Origin of the sequence: Marinobacter salinus (assembly GCF_001854125.1) — a bacterium.
GTDB lineage: Bacteria > Pseudomonadota > Gammaproteobacteria > Pseudomonadales > Oleiphilaceae > Marinobacter > Marinobacter salinus.
Genome location: NZ_CP017715.1, coordinates 2152580 through 2168847, shown reverse-complemented (window position 1 = coordinate 2168847; position 16268 = coordinate 2152580). Strand labels below are relative to the sequence as shown.

The window sequence follows — 16268 nt, the reverse complement described above, 5'->3', positions numbered from 1 at the left end:
TATCAAACGCAATATTTGGGCACTGTTCCTGCTGATCCTGTTTGGTGGCGCGGGAGCTTTTCCGGCAAGAGGATATATGGTCCACTAGCCGCCGGATCCCGCTGCTGGACAGCATCCTCCGGGCTGATCCAGCACTGGTGGGCTTCGGGCTCGCCCGGCCCGATGGTACCCTTGTCCGGGTGAGCTCCAATCTCGATCTCTCCATGCTTCCCAATCTCCGCACGAACCCCGAAACCACAGAGAGCTTTGCTCAGGTTCTGGAGTCCAGTTCCATGGTTCTGGGCCGGACCTATTATGTGGAGGCCATGGGTTCATGGGTCATCCCCATCCGTAAAGCTCTACGATCCAGCGAAGGCGACGTAGTTGCGGTTATGACGGCCGGCCTGAGCATAGGTTCTGGATCAACGGTGTTTGACCAGACTCTCCATGATGGAAAAAATGATTCCGTCATTCTGTATCGGGAGACCGATGGTTATGTGCAGTTCATGTCCCGGGATAGCGTGGAGCCTGAGCAGTTCTCCCAGATGAGTATTCCGATTGCTGAGCGACTGTCGAACCGGCAAAACATCGAGCAACAACGGAACCTGCGGTCTGAGGATGTAAAAACGAGTAAAGAGGCGATATCGGTAAGAGCACAGAGAGAGGGGCAGGATGTCCTGTTGGCCGGTGTGTTTAACGATCGTTACCAGCTTTGGGTGTTATCGGAGATCCGAATGGCCCCCATTTACCGCGAGTTTGCCCAGTCTTTTGTCGGGTATTCTCTTGTCTTTGCAGCAGTAATCACCGTCCTTTTCCTGCTTTTCCGGGTGATTGACCGGGCCGAGCGAAAACGGCATCGGGAATTGATCTTTCAATCACGACACGACGACCTGACCGGGCTCCTTAACCGGTTCGGTCTGCTGAGTTGTATTGACCGCCTGATTGCTAAAGGCCGGCCGTTTGGTCTGGTCGTGGTGAATATTGATAACTTCCGGGGAATCAACGACCGCTACGGAGAGGAGTATGGTGACAGAACTCTGCAGGAGTTCAGTCGCCGGCTCTGGAAGATGCTGGATAGCTCGGATGAACTTGCTCGCCTCGGAGGCGACGAGTTTGCCGTGCTTACCCGGAATGCCGATCTCCAGGCTCTTGAAAAAGCCTGTACATCGGTGGTTAGGCGAATGGCAGAGACGGTTGAGGTAGGGCATTTGCAGTTGCGGGTGACGGCCAGCGTTGGCGTTGTCATTTTTCCCGATCACGGCGAGTCTTTCAGTGATCTGATCCGCGGTGCGCACCTTGCGGTTTATGAAGCCAAAAAAGACCGCAATTCTGCGTGTGTCTACCTCAAAGAAATGGAAATGACATATCTGCGCCGCCTGGCAATAGAACAACGACTTCGTTACGGGTTGGCCTCTGAGGCCCCTTACATAGTTTACCAGCCTCAGGTGGATGAGAGTGGGCAAACGGTGGCCCTTGAGGCGCTTGCGCGCTGGCAGGATGAGGAGCTGGGATTTGTGTCTCCGCCGGAGTTCATCGAAGTGGCCGAGCAAAGCGGCCTGATGGTGCCTTTGGGGCACTATTTTCTGGAACGCAGCATCCGGGAGTTCAGTACGTTATGTTCGGAACTGGACGACCACCTCGACCTTGCCGTGAATATCTCCGTGATCCAGTTCACCCAGCCGGATTTTGTTGAGTCGGTCATGAACGTACTGGCCAAATACGGGCTGCCTCCCGGGCGCCTGGTTCTTGAGATCACCGAAACACTGTTCATGTATAACTTCGACCAGGTGCTGAACACACTGGAGCGGTTGCGGGCAGAGGGTATCCGGATCTCCATGGACGACTTTGGTACCGGCTATTCCTCTCTCAGCCTGTTGCGCAAACTGCCCATTGATGAGCTCAAGATCGACAAGAGTTTTATCGATAACATTCTGGACGACGACAAGGCCAGAAACATGATTGAGAGCATCGTCGCCATTGCCAGCAGCCACAACATGGTGCTTATTGCCGAGGGTGTGGAGCTGGAAGCCCAGGTGAACGCACTGATGCAGATGGGCTGCCACCGCTTCCAGGGCTACTATTTTAGCAAGCCGGTACCGATGGCCCGAATCCGGGAGCAACTGCTGTCCCCGACCGCCTGAACGACTGCGACGATAAGACGCAGCAAATCATTTGGCGGCGGCTTGCCAAACCTCCTATTCTAGTTGGTAACTACCTGTTTACTGATAGGAATCCGCCGATATGAGAATGCGAACTGCGACCGTTGCCCTGTTGCTGGCCTTGTGGGCTCCCTTTGGCTTCGCCCACGACTACAGTCAGGGCCCCATAAAAATCGACCACCCCTGGAGCCGCCCAACCCCGCCTGGCACCCCCATGGGCGTAGGCTATCTGGCCATTACCAACAGCGGCGAGAGCGCAATAACCCTCACTGCCGCTGAAACCCCCCGCGCGGCCCGGGTCTCCCTCCATGAATCCAGCATGAAAGACGGCGTGATGCGCATGCAGCCGCTAAAAGACGGCCTCGCGATCCCCGCAGGCGCAACCGTAGAGCTCAAACCTCATGGCTACCACCTGATGCTGGAAAAGCTGAAAACGCCCCTGGTGGAAGGGGAGCGCATACCGGTGACCCTCCGCTTTGACGGTGCCGAAGCCATGGACATTGAGCTAACCGTAGAGCCTCTGGATGGTGGCATGCAGAAGCAGGACATGAAGATGGACCACACCGGACACGATATGGAGTAACCCGCCCCGCTTTGCTCTGCCTGGAGTTATACGAACGCGTTCGTACAATTAGCTGTCAGGTGATCTATGGCCGCGCACACTAAGAAAGGTACGATTGCCCGCGAACAGCTAGAGGATGCGGTCGACCTGTTCTTTGCTAAGCGCTATATATCGTGTACGACGTTGCTCGGTGCAGCGGAAGAAATGCTGGGTACGGTTTTTAAAGAGAAACAAGGCGTTGATCTGCTAGAAAACGAGTGGCGGGCAGTCAACAGAACAAGGTCTTTATTGGGTGATCCGCACCTTTCGAAGAGGGACATACAGCGTCTGAAAAAGTCGGGATATAACGCTTTAAAACATTACGATCCTGGTGAGCCTGATCGGTTGCACGTTGATGGATTTAAGGAAGCATTCATGCTGCTACAGCGCGTCACCCAAATGGCTGACCATCTCGAAATTCGCTATTCGAATCGAGATGTTAACCAAACATGGTATGACTCAAATTGGAGCACCTAACCAAGCCAGGCACGGCGACGCCTACTACATTGCGGCTTCGCCTACATTCCGTAGCCGCGCATGCTGGCGGGCGTTAACTTTCAAGGAATCTCCATGAATCCCACCTCTTCGTTAGCTCTATTCGGCGCAATGGTCATCCTGGCGCTAATACCGGGTCCTGGAATACTGGCTGTCGTTGCGCGGACACTTGCCGACGGTTTCCGTCACGGTGTTTCGACCGTCGCAGGGATTATCGCGGGCGACTTCGTCTTCATAACACTCGCTCTCCTGGGTTTGACAGCGCTGTCTGAGCTTATGGGCGACCTCTTCATCATCGTCAAGTACGTAGGCGCTGCTTACCTAATCTGGCTTGGTGCTTCACTCGCCTTCTCCAAGCAAGTTGGTACCCAAGCTCGTCCCGTGCATGAGTCGAACCATCTTGCAAGCTTTAGTGCAGGCCTACTCACCACTCTCGGTAATCCCAAGGCCATTCTTTTTTACCTGAGCTTTTTCCCAGCCTTCCTCGATCTTTCAGCGGTTTCTGGGCTGGACGCCATAGTTATCTACGCCATAGCAACTACTGCCGTTGGCGGCGTCATGGTTTGCTACGCTTACGCAGCTCATAGAGCAAAAAATGCATTCGGTGCGCTTCGGGGCGGGCCGTTCCTTCGTTACGGTTCAGGAGCAATGCTCGCAGGCAGTGGCGTGTTTGTTGCTGCCAAGAGTTAACAAGTTGATGCACGCGGATATCCGTGGGTTCCGATGCTCCCCAGATAAGTGACGGGTTCTGTTCGGGAATCTATCTGTGGCGTAGGCCACGGCGATGGAGTCCTTGTGCGTATCCAGGCCAATGAACACTGTGCTATGTTTTTTCATGGTGCTGCCCCCGATCTTACGCATGGGAACACGTAAATTATGGCTCTGGCTGATGCCAACTCACGAGGTGGGGCCGCCTCCTGTTGGGAGTTATAATGTCTCGCTGGATAGGGTAAGCCCGGACGTTGTATCCACAGATTGGCTGCAAAAAACACGAGGGATCCGTAATGTCGATCAGTCAATGCATCAGGAAAATCGCGCTTCTTGTGGGTCTGTTCGTCTCAATGGCAGGCCAGGTGTCATGGGCAGACGAGGGAGCGCCGACTTTCGTCCAAGGCAAGAACATCTTTATCGAAACCGGAGTCGAAGCACCGGACCGTAGCCCCACCTGGTATGCGCCAATGGTCGCCAAACCCTATGCGCCAGTCTTCCAGATGCTGGCTACCCGGGGTACGCAGGGGCGCTATTACCCGTACACCTACCCGGTCACCCTTAAGGACCTGATCCGGTTCCACGGCCACGACTGTGAAGGGACCTCGCACGCTGCCAATGCCGCCTGGGTAGCGTTCAAGATCCTTTTCCCCGATGGAATCATCGACCGCAGCGTGCTGGCCGGCATTACCGGCCCCTCACCGTGCTGGTCCGATGCGGTGGCCTACCTGACGGGTGCCCGGGTCCAGTACGGCACCCTCGGATTCTTCAAGGACAAGCGCTATAACCACGCGATCCTGCTCTACCGCACCGATACCAAGGTTGCCGTGCTCGCGACCCTGAAAAAGGGGATCAACAACATTCCCGGTGAGCCAGTGATGCTGCCGGGCAAGATCAACTGGGAACCCAAGGTCGATACCAAGAAGGTCATGGAACTCAAGGCCGTGGTTAAAAAGGCGGGCGGTAATCCGACGCCCTACCAGGTCGACGAGATGCGTTACCTGCAATGGATGCACATCAACGACATTCTCGAGCATCCGCTGGAGGACAGCTATCAGGCCAAGGTGATTGAGAGCTTCAAGTGGTCTGACTGGGCCGATTCGAGCAAGGCTTTCTCCGACACGATCAAGCGCAGCGATGTTCGGCTAAAGAATTACCCGTATAGGGAAAGCCCAATCAGCGACAAGTAGGGGTATGACTGGCCGGGTTGAGTCGATCCGGTCTGTGGTGAAAGTCAGATAGAGAGGCAGCTAACAAGGCGCTTTAGTTCGCGGTGCAGGCGTTTTTAAGTGCGCCTCATACTGATCATGCCGAGCAGTGCATAACCATGCAGTCAGCCGGAGGCTGGCATGTTAACGTCACGGCAGGTTTCGCATAATCATGCGCCAACCCGTGGAGCGGCTCAGATGAATGTCCAGGCCAATACCCTCGTAATCTTATTGCCCTGCTTCATCTCTATTTCCCGTATATCAACTGCACCGAGCTTATGAATCAACTTTTTTGCAGGCTTAACGTTGTCGGCTTTTGAAACCAGGCTGGAAAACCAGCGGCATTGAGTTGAATACGCCTGGCTTTCTCTTATTAGCTTTTTAAGAAAAAGCTGTTCGCCCCCCTTACACCAAAGCTCTGCTCCCAGCCCACCAAAATTCAGAGTGGGGGATTTGGTTTTTGCTTTTTGCTCACCGCGACTACGAGCAAGGTTATTGAGTTTGAGCTGGCTACCTTTAAGTGCTTCGTCGAGCGAGGCATGGAAGGGTGGGTTGCATACGCTGACATCAAAGAACTCCCCAGCTTGAATGATCCCCTCAAAAATGTGGTTTTTATCGTGCTGCGTGCGCAGTGTGAACCGGTCTTTGAGTATGGGGTTATTGGCGATAATCGTGGCCACGTTCTCAAGCGACTGGGTGTTAATGTCGCTACCGACACACTGCCAGCCGTATATTTGGCAGGCCAGTAGCGGGTAGATTCCATTCGCTCCAGTCCCTATATCGAGCAGCTTGATGCTGAGCTGTTCAAGCCCAAGCAAGTCGGCAATGTAATGGATATAGTCGGCTCTGCCTGGGATTGGAGGGCAAAGCGCGCCCTCCGGAATATCCCAATCAACAATGTTGTAGTGTCGGTTTAATAACGCGGCGTTGAAAGTTTTTACTGCCAATGGGTCTGCGAAATCGATGGAAAGGTCGCCATGAGCGTTCGGTTTCACATGGGGGGCTAGCGCTGGGTGGCTTTTTACGAGAGCCGGGAAATCATAGCCTTGGTTATGTAGATTCCTCGGGTGCAGGCCTTTGCGAACAGGCCTGGCTTGGCTTTTTTTTCTTCGATGAGGGGTGCTCACAGTAATAGGCCTGAGGCTTGGAATTCAAAAGTAGACTGGGTCTGGCTTAGTCCGTGATTATAATCTTAATGTATGTGTTGGGCATACTACGGCAGTTCGAGGGTAGCGAGAGGCCTCCACTCCAGCCGATTGCCACGACTGTGGTGAGGTGGTCGTAATTCTGAGCGGTTCTGGGGAATGCACTGTAGCTGGTGAAACAACGAAGTTCGGGCCAAATTCGACCTTAATTGTTAGGCTTGGTGTTGTTCATGGCATTGTCAATACTTCCAGCGAAGAAATGAAGCTAGTGGCTGCTCTGGGAATGGGGCCGGTTTACGTAAAGTTGTCGGAAGTTGGTGCCAAGAGCTTTCATCGGTTCACTGAAGCAAACATTGGCAGAATGAGCCGAATCATTGTCGACGGTCGCGTGTTCTTCAGAGCAATGACATGGGCTCCAATTCACAATGGAACCTTATATAGGGAGTTCTGCTCGCAACAAACTGCGAAAGTATGGCATCGAACTCTGTCACAACGTTTACCGTCGGCTCCATGCGGGGCGAACTGAGAAATGCCTGACCCGCAACTGCAAAAAAAACCAGGAGGTGCTTATGAATACGCTGGAAATCGAGTGGCGACATCTGGAAAAAGATGGCTCAACCTGTATTCGCTGCACGGATACAGGACAAGCGCTTAATGAAGTTGTTGCGAAACTGGCAGAAGAGTGTAGGCCGCACGGCTGGGAGATAAAATACAAAGAGACCAAGTTGACCGAAGAGGACATAACCGAGTCAAACATGATTCTCTTCAATGGTGTGCCTATTGAATCCGTAATACCAGAAGCCAAAGCCTCAGAAAGTCATTGTGAGTCATGTTGCGAAATTACTGGTGAACCAACAACATCTTGTCGCACGTTAGAGATAAAAGACCAATTATATGAAGGCATTCCGGCGTCTATAGTCCGTGAAGCGATATGCGAATTGGCGCAATGCTGCAAATAAATTTGCCGGACCAAGCAATTCAGGCAGGGTGCAATTTCCGCTGGCTCTTCATTCGCGCCTGTTAATTGCAGATTTAGGAAGGGAATCATGAAACCGAAAATCAGCATTATTACGTTGGGCGTTGATGATCTGGGGAGGGCCACGCGTTTTTATAGTGAGGGGCTGGGTCTGCCAAGGCACGAGTTTGAAGGCGGTAACATATCTTTTTTCAGCCTGGAGGGAACGTGGTTAGCGCTATACCCTCGGGAGGAGCTTGCCAAGGACATCGGGTTGTCAGTCCCCACCCAGGCCGGTTTCTCAGGCATTACGTTGGCTCACAATGTCGCCAGCAAGCCAGAAGTGGATGCGGTGCTTGATCAGGCGGTTTCCGCCGGCGCTAAGCTCATCAAACCTGCCCAGGAAGTTTTTTGGGGCGGTTATTCTGGTTACTTCCAAGACCCGGAAGGCCATTACTGGGAAGTTGCCTATAACCCCTACCAGGACCTGACGTAGCGGCAAGCTCACCAGTACGTCCCACCAATCACAGGCACGGCACGCCCATTTCATTGGGCCTTTGGCTCCGTTCCATGATGCAAGCGTTAAGCTGCTCGCGGCGTTGATGTGATTATAAAGCAGCTTGTCCAGTCAACGCATCGGGGCCCAAACTCGTAGCTAAAGTGCTTGGAAATGAGCGAGCCGGAATCAACGGGAGCGAAACCGAGGGGTCAGTGTCGAGATAATTTACAAAGTGTGGAAGGTCTGGTCAGTGTGTACTCAATAAACGTTTGAATTTCAGTTGCATATTATTTTGGTGTAAAACTTGCTGACAAGAACTGGAAACTCACTGTTACTGCATAAAGGGATTTAAAATGATTAACAAAATTTCCAGTTTGTTTTTCGGCTCAGCGCTTTTGTTTTTCGCCGGTACCGCCTCGGCTCTTGTCATCTATGACGAATCTGCGAGCGGTGATCTGGATAGCGTGGGCTCCACCAATGTCAATCTCTTGGCTGGCGAGAATGTGATCATGGGTTCGATCAACGCCACCCCGCCTGCGGACACCGATCGCATTAAATTTACCCAGACTGCTGGTCTCGTTGTGGATTCGATTATCCTCTCTTTCGCGGGAGTCTGGGACGACGCGAACATCGGTCAGAGCATGAATACCGCATTGTTCAATAATGTTGCCAACCTGTTTGATGATAATTTCAATTCGGTCACCTCAGGTGCCGATATCACCGCATCGTTCTTTGATAGTTTCGGACCGGAAACCGGCCCTTTGAGCACAACAACTGACGGCGCAATCTGGGATTTCCAGCTATCGGCAGGTATTGTGTATCCGGCCCAGCCCTGGACGCTGACCATCAATACAACCTCTGTCAGTCAGCAGGTTCCCGAGCCCTCGACGTTTGCACTGCTCGGTCTTGGTCTGGCTGGGCTGACCTTTGTCAGACGCAAGAAAGCCTAACGCTTATCTTCCCGGCAGGCGGGTGAAACAGGCCGCTCTGTGACAACCCTGCCGGGCGGCCATCAAGATTGATAAAAGCGCCGGACAGCACCTAACAACTGGTCTATATCGTCCCGGTTCACATCCAGGTGTGTCACGAAGCGGACAGGATCTCCCGCCGTGATCAGAATGCCCTGGTTAGCGAGGTAGTCGCGCAGCTGGGAGGCTTTGCCGGACCGGCAGCGAGCGTAGACGATGTTGGTCTGGGTACTGGCCGGGTTGATATCGAGTTCGGGAATTCCGGCCAGGCCGGCAGTCAGGTATTCGGCGTTTTCATGATCCTCAACCAGCCGGAGCGGCCCCTGCTCCAGGGCGATTCGCCCGGCGGCGGCCAGTATGCCGGCCTGGCGCATGCCGCCACCCACCATTTTCCGCAGGCGTGTTGCTCGTTCGATAAAGGCTTCAGAGCCCAGCAGCAGCGATCCGACCGGCGCCCCCAGCCCTTTCGACAGACAGACGCTGACCGAATCATAGTGTTTGGTTATCTCGGTCACATCACAGTTGGATTTCACCGCGGCATTGAATACCCGGGCGCCATCAAGGTGCAGCAGCAACTCATGATCGTCGCAAAAGGCGCAGGCCTGGCGCTGGTAGTCCAGTGACAGCACTTTGCCACCGATGGTGTTTTCCAGCGACAGCAAGCGGGTGATGGCGAAATGGAAGTCATCGGCTTTTATGGATGCGCTCGCTTTTTCAAGGTCGATGCTGCCGTCCGGCTGGTTCTCAATCGGTTGCGGTTGCACGCTACCCAATACGGCGGCGCCGCCGCCTTCATAACGATAGTTGTGCGCCGACTGGCCGCAGAGGTATTCATCGCCCCGGCCGCAGTGGCTCATGATCGCCAGGAGGTTGGCCTGGGTGCCGGTGGCGGTAAACAGCGCAGATTCGAAGCCCAGCCTTTCTGCGGCGTAAGCCTGGAGGCTGTTAACGGTTGGGTCGTCACCATAGACGTCGTCTCCCACATCGGCGCTGGCCATGGCCTCGCGCATCTCCTGGGTAGGGCGGGTAACGGTATCGCTGCGGAAATCGATCATGATCATGGCGCCTTTGTGAGTAGTCGGACTTTCCGCATTCTACAGGGCATCGCGCCGCAATTATGCGTCCAGTGAGCGACAGGCGAAGACGAGTGGCGGTAAAAACTGGATAATGGCGGCGATCAAAGGCCATGGCGCGCCAAATTCTACAAACCGGGTACTCTCGTAATGGAAATTAACGTCAATTTTCTCGACAACCTCAGGCTTGAAGCCAAGTTTGACGATTTCACCGTCGTTACTGACCAGCCCATTCGCTACAAAGGCGATGGCTCGGCGCCCAGCCCATTCGATTACTTCCTGGCGTCTTCAGCGCTTTGTGCAGCCTATTTTGTCCGGGTTTACTGTCTGGCGCGCAATATCTCGACCGACAATATCCGTTTGTCCCAGAACAACATCGTTGATCCTGAGAATCGCTACAACCAGATTTTCAAGATTCAGGTCGAGCTGCCGGAAGATATCTCCGATAAAGACCGGCAAGGCATTCTGCGTTCGATCGGCCGCTGTACGGTCAAGAAGGTGGTGCAAACCAACCCGACGTTTGAGATTGAAACAGTCGAGAACCTGGATCAGGACGCACAAGCCCTGCTGATGGTGGAGCCAGACAGTGAGTCCCGCACCTACATTGAGGGTAAGGATCTGCCGCTGGAGCAGACCATTGCCAACATGACCGGCATCCTCGCGGAACTGGGCATGAAGATAGAGATCGCTTCCTGGCGCAATATCGTTCCCCACGTGTGGTCGCTGCACATTCGCGATGCCGCTTCGCCCATGTGCTTCACCAACGGCAAGGGTGCCACCAAGGAGAGTGCCCTGTGTTCAGCGTTGGGGGAGTTCATTGAGCGCCTGAACTGCAACTTCTTCTATAACGATCAGTTTTTCGGTGAGGACATCGCCAACAGCGAGTTTGTTCATTACCCCAACGAGCAATGGTTCAAGCCGGGGCCGGACGATGAGCTGCCAGCGGACATTCTCGACGACTACTGCCTGGATATCTATAACCCGGACGGTGACCTGGGCGGCTCTAACCTGATTGATACCAACTCCGGCAAGACCGAGCGTGGTATCTGCTCGCTGCCGTTTGTGCGTCAGTCGGATGGCGAGGTGGTGTATTTCCCCTCGAACCTGATTGAGAACCTGTTCCTGAGCAACGGCATGAGTGCGGGCAACACGCTGTATGAAGCGCAAGTGCAGTGCTTGTCGGAAATCTTTGAGCGGGCGGTGAAACGCCAGATCATTGAGGAAGAGATCGCGCTGCCGGATGTGCCTCTGGCAGTGCTCGAAAAACACCCTGACATTCTGGAAGGTATCCGGGCGCTGGAAGCCCAGGGCTTCCCGATACTGGTCAAGGATGCTTCGCTGGGCGGTCAGTTCCCGGTAATGTGCGTCACCCTGATGAACCCCAGAACCGGCGGTGTGTTTGCATCCTTCGGGGCGCACCCGAGCTTTGAAGTGGCTCTGGAACGCAGCCTTACCGAGTTGATGCAGGGCCGCAGTTTTGAGGGGCTGAACGATGTGCCGCCGCCGACGTTTAACAGCCTTGCGGTGTCTGAGCCCAACAACTTTGTTGAGCACTTCATCGATTCGACCGGTGTGGTGTCCTGGCGCTTCTTCAGTGCCAGTCAGGACTACGAGTTCTGTGAATGGAATTTCTCCGGTACCAATGAAGAAGAAGCCACGGGGTTGTTCAATATCCTCAAGGATATGGGTAAAGAGGTGTACGTGGCTGTTTACGAAGACCTGGGTGCGCCAACCTGTCGTATTCTGGTGCCCGGTTACTCAGAGGTTTATCCGGTTGAGGACCTGTTGATGGACAACACCAATATGGCCCTGGACTACCGTCATGACATTCTCAACCTTCATACGTTGAGTGATGAACAACTGGCCGATCTCGCGGAACGTCTGGAAGCCAGCCAGCTCGACAACTACATGACGATTATCAGCCTGATTGGCGTTGAGTTCGATGAGAATACGGTGTGGGGTCAGCTGACGATCCTGGAGCTGAAGCTGCTGATTTGCCTGGCACTGCAATGGCATGAAGAAGCCCTTGAGTTTGTGGACATGTTTTTGCAGTTCAACGACAACACGGTCGAGCGCGGGCTGTTTTACCGCGCGGTAAACGCGGTACTGGAAATTACCCTGGATGATGAGCTCGAGCTGGAAGATTATCTGGCGAACTTCCGGCGGATGTTCGGGGACGAGACCATGGACGCCGTGGTTGGCTCAGTCGATGGCAGTGTCCGGTTCTACGGGCTTACCCCGACCAACAGCCAGCTGGAAGGTCTGGAAAAGCACCTGCGCCTGATTGAAAGCTACAAAAAGCTGCACGCAGCCCGTGCCGCCAGAGCCGGGAGCTGATGGGCGGGATCACTTGGAGTGCGAGCGGAAGTCCTCGGGATCTAACCGATAGTACCCGCGCAGCGCCTCGTAAACCTCCGGCTGCTCGGCGTGCAGGTGCTTGGGTTGCTGGAAAAAGGCTTCTGTAAGCACTGCGAAGAACTCCGCGGGCTGGCTCGCTCCGTAAGGATCCAGCCAGCTTTTCCGGTGATGCCTCAGTGAATCCCGGAGGTCCTCGTAGGCCCGGGTCATGGTTTTTTGCCAGTGTCGGGCCTGCTCGCCGCTGAGCGGTGGCGCACCGTCGGCCGTTCCGTCCAGGTAGTCCAGCTGGTGGGCGAATTCGTGAAGGATCACATTGTGTGGGCCGTTGGGGTGCATCGCCCCGTCTTCGCACTCGGACCACGCCAGAACGACTTGCCCGCGAGTCGAGGCTTCTCCTGCCCGAACCTGTTCGTTCACGCTGACCACCATGCCGTCACTGTGAGGTGCCTGAACCCGATAGACGTCCGGGTAGACCAGGATGCTGCGCACATCGTCGTAGGAGGCATAAGGGCGTGAGAGGATAAGTAGGCAGGCGTGCCCGGCGATGGTAACTCTTACCCGATCGTCCACATTAAAGCCCGCGCAGCCGTAGAATTCCTTTTCCGAGAGGAAAAGCTGGACGTGTTGCTCCAGCCGCTTTCTCAAGTGTGCGGGGAGCTTCCGGTAAATCGGAACATTGGCGTTGAGCATCTTGCGCCAGGCGTTGGGGAACGCGTGCCGAAGCGCCCTCTCACGGCGCCAGTGGCGGTAGAAAAACAGGTAGAATACGGCCAGTGCGATGAATGCCAGGGCAAAGGTGGCAAATACAAACGGAGACGACATTCCGTAACGGTCCTGTCCAGGTGGATTTCCATTGAGCAATATCGCTCACTTTGGAGTAGTCTTGGTTTTTTAGAAGTATTTTAGAAGGATTTTTTTGTCTATGGGAAGCACTGAAACCTCGGCGACCTATGGGGCTGAGACAGGTCGAAAGCCCCAGTTTTGGCGCCTGGCAATGCGTTGTACTCAAATTGCGGGAACGGTGGATGTTGCTTTTTTCTTTCTTTTCCTTGCATTGGGTTCTCCTATTCTGGCCTGGGTCAACGTGGCCAGCGTGGCTATGTATGCAGGTGCGTACTATGCACTGAAAAACCGTCAGAACGGGCTCGCGATTGTCCTTATCTGGGCGGAAGTTCTCCTTCACGCGGCGCTGGGGATCATTCTGATCGGGTGGGGCAGCGGCTTTCACTATTATCTGCTGATGTTCATCCCGGCTATTTGCGTGTCGGCGCCGCGTCGATGGGCGTTCGTTGCGCTGCTTACTTTGTGGGGTTATTACGTTGCCCTTGATGTGCTGATGTGGAGTATTGAGCCAGTTCAGCCTATTAATCCGTTGGCTCTGCAAATCGTACATCTGTTTAACCTGAGCGTGGTGTTTGCCATGTTCAGCTACTTGTCGACCTTTTATCTGAAAACGGTGGTTCGTGCTCACCAGAAATTGCGCCTTCTGGCGACAACGGACCCGCTCACGGGGCTTCTCAATCGTCGGCATATGACCTATCTGGCCGACAGGGAGATGGCGCGCTTCAATAGAAGTGGCCACCCGGTAGGTGTCCTGCTCCTTGATATTGACCACTTCAAGGCGATTAACGACGAGTTTGGCCATGAGGTCGGGGACCAGGTTCTGGCTTCTGTTGCCGATATTCTCAGGAACCAGCTCCGGGAGCAGGATCTGGTCTCGCGCTGGGGCGGTGAGGAGTTCCTGATTATTCTTCCCGACACCGGAATTGAGAAAGCGCAGGTGAGTGCCGAGCGTATACGCCAGGCGATTCTGGATTTCGACTGGCGTTCGGTAACCAGGACAGACGTGCACCTTACCACCAGTGCCGGTGTCAGTGAGTTCAGGTGCGGAGAGAGACTTGGAGCCGCCGTCAGCCGTGCTGATCGTGCGCTGTACCGTGGCAAAGCAGGTGGCAGGAACCGCGTGGAACTCGAAACCGCCTGAATTTTATGGTGTTTGGGTGCGCTCAATCTGAATACGAAATATCGAGGAGAGTTTACTGATGAGTTTGGCCATTGCGCTTCATGTGTTGTCTGCGGTTATCTGGGTTGGCGGTATGTTCTTCGCCTACATGGCCATGCGTCCAGCGGTGGTTGAAGTTGTGGAGGCGTCCCAGCGTGGCGTTCTCTGGTGCCAGACACTGTCCCGGTTTTTCCGGTGGGTGTGGCTGTCGGTGGTGCTGTTGCTGGTGACCGGCTACTGGATGATTTTCAGTGTGTTTGGCGGCATGGCCGGGGCGGGCTGGCATATTCATGTAATGCAAACCCTGGGGCTGATCATGGTGCTGCTGTACTTCCATGTCTATTTCGCGCCTTTCCGCCGATTGAAACAGGCGGTTGCCGAGAGAAACCCGGAAGAGGGCGCGCGCCGGGTAGGCCAGATCCGCAAACTGGTGGGTATTAACCTGATTATTGGTCTTGTGGTGGTTGCAGTGGGTGCCGGAGGGCGCTACCTGTAAGCTCATGCGGCTCATGCCCCGGGGACTTTCTCCGTTTTTCACTTTCTGAGGTTTTTATGGCCCGCTTCGAACTGCTCGGAACAGCCACCATTCCGGGCAAGGGATCACAGCTGCGCCTGCTCCAGCGCAATGATGAGTTTTCCATCAAGATTGCCGGGAGCACCGGCGAGTTGATGAACAGCCGCCTGCATGGCTCGGAAGATGCGCTTGCAACACTCGCCTGTGAACGGATTGAGGATATCCCCGCGCCGAGAGTTCTGATTGGCGGGCTCGGCATGGGGTTCACCCTTGCGGCGGCCCTGGGCGCTCTGGGGGAGGCGGCAGAGGTCACGGTTGCGGAACTGGTGCCAGAGGTAGAACAGTGGAATCTCGGGCCGCTGGGCAGTGCTGCCGGGTATCCATTGAAAGACGCCAGAGCCCGGGTTCACATCGGAGATGTGGTTCAGCTGATCAAGGACTCGCCCGCAAGTTACGATGCCATCCTGCTTGATATAGACAATGGCCCCGAGGGGCTGACCCGAAAGGAAAATGACTGGCTTTACACCGCACCGGGTATTGCGGCTGCACAGGCTGCGCTGACGCCAGACGGCATCCTTGCTTACTGGTCTGCGGGGCAGGATCCTGCTTTTACCGAACGGCTCAAGCGAGCCGGCTTTTCGGTGCAGCCGGTAACGGTGCGGGCGCATCGCCCCGGAAAGGGGGCGAAGCACGTCATCTGGCTGGCGTGGTAGGACGGCTCAGTCGTCGTCCTCAGCCTCGGCCTGTATGCGTTCTTTCCGCTCCAGTTCTTCCTCTTTGGCCGCGTCAATCACGGCCATGAGTTCATCGACGTCCGCGCTGTGGGTATCGTGCTCGAAACAACCGGTGAGCTTGCTGTCAGGGTGCAGGTCGCCGCTTTCGTAAAGCGCCCAGATTTCCTTGCCATAGTCGGTCACAAGCAGTTCCGGGGCGTATTTGCCGAAGTAGCGTCGCATGTTGTCGACATCCCGCTCCAGCATACGCTCTGCGTTATTGTTACCGGCGGCATTGACGGCCTGGGGGAGATCAATGATGACCGGGCCGTCGCTATCAACGAGCACGTTGAACTCCGAGAGGTCGCCGTGAATCAGTCCGGCACTCAGCATACGGACGACCTCTGCAATCACTCTGGCGTGATAGTCACGGGCCTGTTCCGGGGTGAGGGTGACGTCATCCAGCCTTGGCGCCGCCTTGCCATCTTCATCTGCCACCAGTTCCATCAGCAGCACGCCGTCCACAAACCCCATGGGTTCCGGCACTCGTACTCCTGCTGCGGCCAGGCGGTACAGGGCGTCCACCTCGGCATTGAGCCAGGCGTCTTCCTGTTCTTTCTGGCCATACTTGGTCTTCTTGCTCATGGCACGGGCGCGTCGGCTGTTGCGCACCTTGCGGCCTTCCTGGTATTCCACGGCCTGCTTGAAGCTGCGTTTTTGCGCTTCCTTGAAGACCTTTGCGCAGCGCAGCTGGTCGCCGCAACGAACCACATACACCTGCGCTTCCTTACCACTCATGAGCTGGTACAGCACTTCGTCCACCATGCCATCGTCGACAAGGGGTTGTAATCTCTTCGGTACTTTCATAAAACCTTTTGAGCTAACCGTAAA

Annotated in this window: 15 protein-coding genes and 2 pseudogenes; 13 read left to right on the top strand and 4 right to left on the bottom strand. The window is 55.0% G+C overall.

Annotation, left to right across the window (positions count from 1 at the left end; genetic code table 11):
* The first annotated feature begins 44 nt into the window (after positions 1-44).
* From BKP64_RS09930 to BKP64_RS09910, 5 genes are all read left to right on the top strand, one after another.
* Complete coding sequence (locus BKP64_RS09930; protein ID WP_070969229.1) at positions 45-2120, top strand: putative bifunctional diguanylate cyclase/phosphodiesterase; 2076 nt, start codon at positions 45-47, stop codon at positions 2118-2120.
* Positions 2121-2220: 100 nt separating this feature from the next.
* Positions 2221-2721, top strand: a complete 501-nt coding sequence (locus BKP64_RS09925; protein WP_070969227.1) for a copper chaperone PCu(A)C — start codon at positions 2221-2223, stop codon at positions 2719-2721.
* A gap of 66 nt (positions 2722-2787) precedes the next feature.
* A complete protein-coding gene (locus tag BKP64_RS09920) occupies positions 2788-3216 on the top strand; it encodes a hypothetical protein (RefSeq protein ID WP_070969225.1) in 429 nt (142 codons plus the stop codon).
* A 93-nt stretch (positions 3217-3309) separates the two neighbouring features.
* On the top strand, positions 3310-3924 hold the full coding sequence (locus BKP64_RS09915) for a LysE family translocator (RefSeq protein ID WP_070969223.1): 615 nt from the start codon (positions 3310-3312) through the stop codon (positions 3922-3924).
* Between the two features lie 314 nt (positions 3925-4238).
* Positions 4239-5132 carry an FmdE family protein gene (locus BKP64_RS09910; RefSeq protein ID WP_198402604.1) on the top strand — a complete coding sequence of 298 codons (894 nt, stop codon included), beginning with the start codon at positions 4239-4241 and terminating at the stop codon, positions 5130-5132.
* A gap of 212 nt (positions 5133-5344) precedes the next feature.
* Here BKP64_RS09910 and rlmF read toward each other — a convergent pair whose 3' ends face one another.
* Positions 5345-6277: a 23S rRNA (adenine(1618)-N(6))-methyltransferase RlmF gene (gene rlmF / locus BKP64_RS09905; RefSeq protein WP_070969218.1), complete on the bottom strand. Its 933-nt coding sequence runs from the start codon at positions 6275-6277 to the stop codon at positions 5345-5347.
* Between the two features lie 127 nt (positions 6278-6404).
* Between rlmF and BKP64_RS19765 the strand changes: the two are divergent.
* From BKP64_RS19765 to BKP64_RS19760, 4 genes and pseudogenes are all read left to right on the top strand, one after another.
* Positions 6405-6821: pseudogene (locus BKP64_RS19765) on the top strand (cupin domain-containing protein); the annotation flags it as partial.
* A 43-nt stretch (positions 6822-6864) separates the two neighbouring features.
* Complete coding sequence (locus BKP64_RS09900) at positions 6865-7254, top strand: DUF2703 domain-containing protein (RefSeq protein ID WP_070969215.1); 390 nt, start codon at positions 6865-6867, stop codon at positions 7252-7254.
* A gap of 87 nt (positions 7255-7341) precedes the next feature.
* Positions 7342-7746: a VOC family protein gene (locus tag BKP64_RS09895; RefSeq protein ID WP_070969212.1), complete on the top strand. Its 405-nt coding sequence runs from the start codon at positions 7342-7344 to the stop codon at positions 7744-7746.
* An 872-nt stretch (positions 7747-8618) separates the two neighbouring features.
* Positions 8619-8699 (top strand): annotated as a pseudogene (locus tag BKP64_RS19760) (VPDSG-CTERM sorting domain-containing protein); the annotation flags it as partial.
* Between the two features lie 62 nt (positions 8700-8761).
* Here the strand turns inward: BKP64_RS19760 and ltaE are convergent.
* Complete coding sequence (ltaE, locus tag BKP64_RS09885) at positions 8762-9778, bottom strand: low-specificity L-threonine aldolase (protein ID WP_227515364.1); 1017 nt, start codon at positions 9776-9778, stop codon at positions 8762-8764.
* 162 nt (positions 9779-9940) lie between these two features.
* Between ltaE and BKP64_RS09880 the strand changes: the two genes are divergently transcribed.
* Complete coding sequence (locus BKP64_RS09880) at positions 9941-12127, top strand: OsmC domain/YcaO domain-containing protein (RefSeq protein ID WP_070969205.1); 2187 nt, start codon at positions 9941-9943, stop codon at positions 12125-12127.
* A gap of 9 nt (positions 12128-12136) precedes the next feature.
* Here the strand turns inward: BKP64_RS09880 and BKP64_RS09875 are convergent, their stop codons facing one another.
* Complete coding sequence (locus BKP64_RS09875; RefSeq protein WP_070969202.1) at positions 12137-12970, bottom strand: M90 family metallopeptidase; 834 nt, start codon at positions 12968-12970, stop codon at positions 12137-12139.
* Positions 12971-13070: 100 nt separating this feature from the next.
* Here BKP64_RS09875 and BKP64_RS09870 point away from each other — a divergent pair, with 100 nt between their 5' ends.
* Genes BKP64_RS09870 through BKP64_RS09860 form a run of 3 tightly spaced genes read left to right on the top strand, consistent with a single transcriptional unit; the run spans position 13071 to position 15377 of the window.
* Positions 13071-14132, top strand: coding sequence for a GGDEF domain-containing protein (locus BKP64_RS09870; RefSeq protein ID WP_070969200.1), 1062 nt, complete (start codon positions 13071-13073; stop codon positions 14130-14132).
* Positions 14133-14190: 58 nt separating this feature from the next.
* Positions 14191-14646, top strand: coding sequence for a CopD family protein (locus BKP64_RS09865; RefSeq protein ID WP_070969197.1), 456 nt, complete (start codon positions 14191-14193; stop codon positions 14644-14646).
* A gap of 56 nt (positions 14647-14702) precedes the next feature.
* Positions 14703-15377, top strand: a complete 675-nt coding sequence (locus BKP64_RS09860) for a spermine/spermidine synthase domain-containing protein (protein ID WP_070969194.1) — start codon at positions 14703-14705, stop codon at positions 15375-15377.
* 6 nt (positions 15378-15383) lie between these two features.
* On the opposite strand, the gene BKP64_RS09855 is transcribed toward BKP64_RS09860, so the two are convergent.
* Positions 15384-16244 carry a PA4780 family RIO1-like protein kinase gene (locus BKP64_RS09855; RefSeq protein WP_070969191.1) on the bottom strand — a complete coding sequence of 287 codons (861 nt, stop codon included), beginning with the start codon at positions 16242-16244 and terminating at the stop codon, positions 15384-15386.
* Between the last annotated feature and the right edge of the window lie 24 nt (positions 16245-16268).